Source organism: Weissella sp. DD23, from assembly GCF_001579105.1.
GTDB lineage: Bacteria > Bacillota > Bacilli > Lactobacillales > Lactobacillaceae > Weissella > Weissella cibaria.
Genome location: NZ_KQ970398.1, coordinates 21,421 through 24,167 on the forward strand (window position 1 = coordinate 21,421; position 2,747 = coordinate 24,167).

At 45.8% G+C, this 2,747-nt stretch carries 3 protein-coding genes; all 3 read right to left on the minus strand.

The features are described 5' to 3' along the window. A partial coding sequence (locus WEIDD23_RS10460) for a sugar phosphate nucleotidyltransferase (RefSeq protein WP_156469633.1) occupies positions 1-278 on the minus strand: 278 nt, incomplete at its 3' end. Continuing rightward, positions 271-2,163: a 1,4-alpha-glucan branching protein GlgB gene (gene glgB, locus WEIDD23_RS10465; protein ID WP_010373901.1), complete on the minus strand. Its 1,893-nt coding sequence runs from the start codon at positions 2,161-2,163 to the stop codon at positions 271-273. The genes WEIDD23_RS10460 and glgB, both read right to left, overlap by 8 nt. 261 nt (positions 2,164-2,424) lie before the next feature. After that, complete coding sequence (locus WEIDD23_RS13185) at positions 2,425-2,598, minus strand: hypothetical protein (protein WP_010373903.1); 174 nt, start codon at positions 2,596-2,598, stop codon at positions 2,425-2,427. Between the last annotated feature and the right edge of the window lie 149 nt (positions 2,599-2,747).

Here is a 2,747-nt window from a genome sequence, read left to right on the forward strand (position 1 = left end):
CCATCGGCGTATGGCTGCAAAATCGAAACACCGCCACCCATCACGTTCAAGCCCCAATCCGAGCCGTTCCCAATGTGTTGGTTCAATTCGTATGGTTCATATTGCGTAATCACGCCAACTGATGTGATATTTGAGTTGGCCAAGTTACTCAACGTAAAATCAATAATCCGGTAACGTCCCCCGAACGGTACCGCGGGCTTGGCCAAGTTTTTCGTCAACTTACCCAAACGTGTTCCTTGTCCTCCTGCAAGGATCAAAGCTGTTACTTTATCATCCATTATTTTTTCCCCGTACTTGCTTCTTTTGCTTAATAATCAGTGCCCCCGTCGCTGGCAAAATCACTGAAATTTCATAGTGATCACCTACCAAGAAGGCTTCGTAGTCTGTTGGAATATGTTGCCAAGTCCCACCAAAGGCAATATCTTCAGTGTTTAGCAAAACATCATAGCGACCGGCGCGTGGCACAATCACGCGGTAATCATCTTTTTGCACTGGCAACGTATTCATCGCCATAATGATGGTGTCACTTGGTTTCTTACCATGACGCATCAATGCCATCGTGCCCTGAGCACCTTGGTCAGTTTGTGAAAAGTTCACCCCGGCTGGTACAAAATCTTGCGCCCAAAAGGCATGTTCATCACGATAAAGTTTGTTCAGTTCGGCCGTGAAGTGTTGCATACTCCGGTTCATACCATCCTGTAAATCGCGCCATTCCAACCCTTCTTCATCGCGCCACTCCAAGAATTGGCCCCATTCGCTCCCCATGAAGCGTAGTTTCTTGCCCGGATGCGCCATCATCCAAACCATCATCGTCCGCAAATTGGCGAACTGGTTGTAGCGATCACCGAACATCTTGTGCATCAAACTCTTTTTCCCGTGCACCACTTCATCGTGTGACAGTGGTAACGTGAACTGTTCGTCAAACGTGTACATAAAGCTAAACGTCAAATTATTGAATGCACCCGTGCGATAGAGATAATCCAATTCAAAGAAATCGAGCGTGTCATGCATCCACCCCATATTCCACTTGAAATCAAAGCCTAATCCTTCTGGCTTTGTCACCCCAGGATATGCCGTCGCTTCTTCAGCAAACATCAAAGCCGATGGTACGCGTTCATGAATAATGGCATTTAGCTTTTGTAGAAATGCGACACCTGCATAATCAATCGCCGTACCGTGCTCGTTGAACCAATCTTCCTTACCGGCATCTTGGTTCAAGTAAATGATGTTTGATACCCCGTCAACTCGAAGACCGTCAAAGTGGACATCCTCCAACCAGAAAAGTGCGGCCGAAATCAGGAAACTTTGCACCTGTGACTTACCCAAATCAAAGTTCCATGTCCCCCAGCGGACGTTTTCTGCAATCGTGACATCCCCCGCTTCAAACGTCGGTGTGCCATCAAAGCGATAAAGCGCATCATAGTTCTTGATAAAGTGTCCCGGCACAAAATCAAGAATCACCCCAAGGTTTGCCTTATGTGCTTCGTCGACAAAATATTGCAAATCTTGTAGATAACCCATGCGTGAAGTTGCCGCGAAGAACCCGTATGATTGATAGCCCCACGACATATCAAGTAAGTGTTCCGTAATCGGCAACATTTCGATGTGGGTGTAGCCCATTTGCTTCACGTACGGAATCAACTCATCAGCCAGTTCGCGATATGATAAATACGAGCCATCCGTGTGACGACGCCATGATGTCATATGCACTTCATAAATATTAATTGGCTGATTCAACTTATGACGGCGACCTTGGCGACCACGATACAACCCGTCATGCCACTTGTATGGGCACGTGTTGACCACCGCTGCTACACCAGGCTTTTTCTCATACTCGTGGGCAAACGGATCCGTCCGTAAGACCACGTCCCCAGCCGGCGTTTCGATAGCGTACTTGTATAAATCGCCTTCCTTCAGTGCCGTTGTGGTAATTTCCCATACGCCCGTCTCCTCTAACGGATGCATGGCAAACGCCTCGCTAGGCATCCAATCACACTGCGCTGATGCAAGATGCACAGCCTTAGCGTGTGGTGCCCAAACGCGAAATGTTAGTTCAGCCTTATCCCGCGTAATCCCAAAAAACTTATCCGCACGATATGACTGACCAGTATTGAACAAGTATGCTGCTTGTAAATTTTCCTCTGGCACTTGTACTTTCAGCATAATAATTGCCCCTCTTTCATTTCCCCATGTAAATCTAAATTTTTCTAAGCGTTACGTTATGATACCGAAGAGATATGAAATCCATGTCCGAAAATATGTGGTGATTTTTTTATTTCTACGGTGCAAAATTCATGTTTTGTTCAACTTTGAGCATTTTTCGACGACACGTTGGCATCCGGCCACAAAAAATCCCGTAACGCTTAATTTCGTTACGGGATTCGTTTTGTATTTGTTTCATAAGATTTTTTGAATGGTTTCATCTTACGACATTGTCACTTGGTGATACACTGGCGCTGGCGTGTGCGTCGTTATTTGCTGATCTGCATACGCCGACTGCCGGATATCTGCATCCGTACCATTATTTTCTGTCGAAACAAAGTCACCAATTCTTACATCATAGACCAGTTGTGAATAATCAATTGCGCTATTGTTCATTGTTTCATCCTCCGTGACATTATGTGCTTTCGTTGTTGAGTTGATGTCTACATCATAAGTCGCCTTGGTTAACGAAAACTTAGCGCCCGGTTAGTGCAACCTTAAATTCACGCTACGCCCTTTCAACAAAAAAACGCCGACAGTCACAT

What these genes read in the sequence shown, in the direction of transcription:
- WEIDD23_RS13185 (WP_010373903.1), bottom strand. Translation starts at nt 2,598, where the DNA reads ATGAACAATAGCGCAATTGATTATTCACAACTGGTCTATGATGTAAGA.
- glgB (WP_010373901.1), bottom strand. Translation starts at nt 2,163, where the DNA reads ATGCTGAAAGTACAAGTGCCAGAGGAAAATTTACAAGCAGCATACTTG.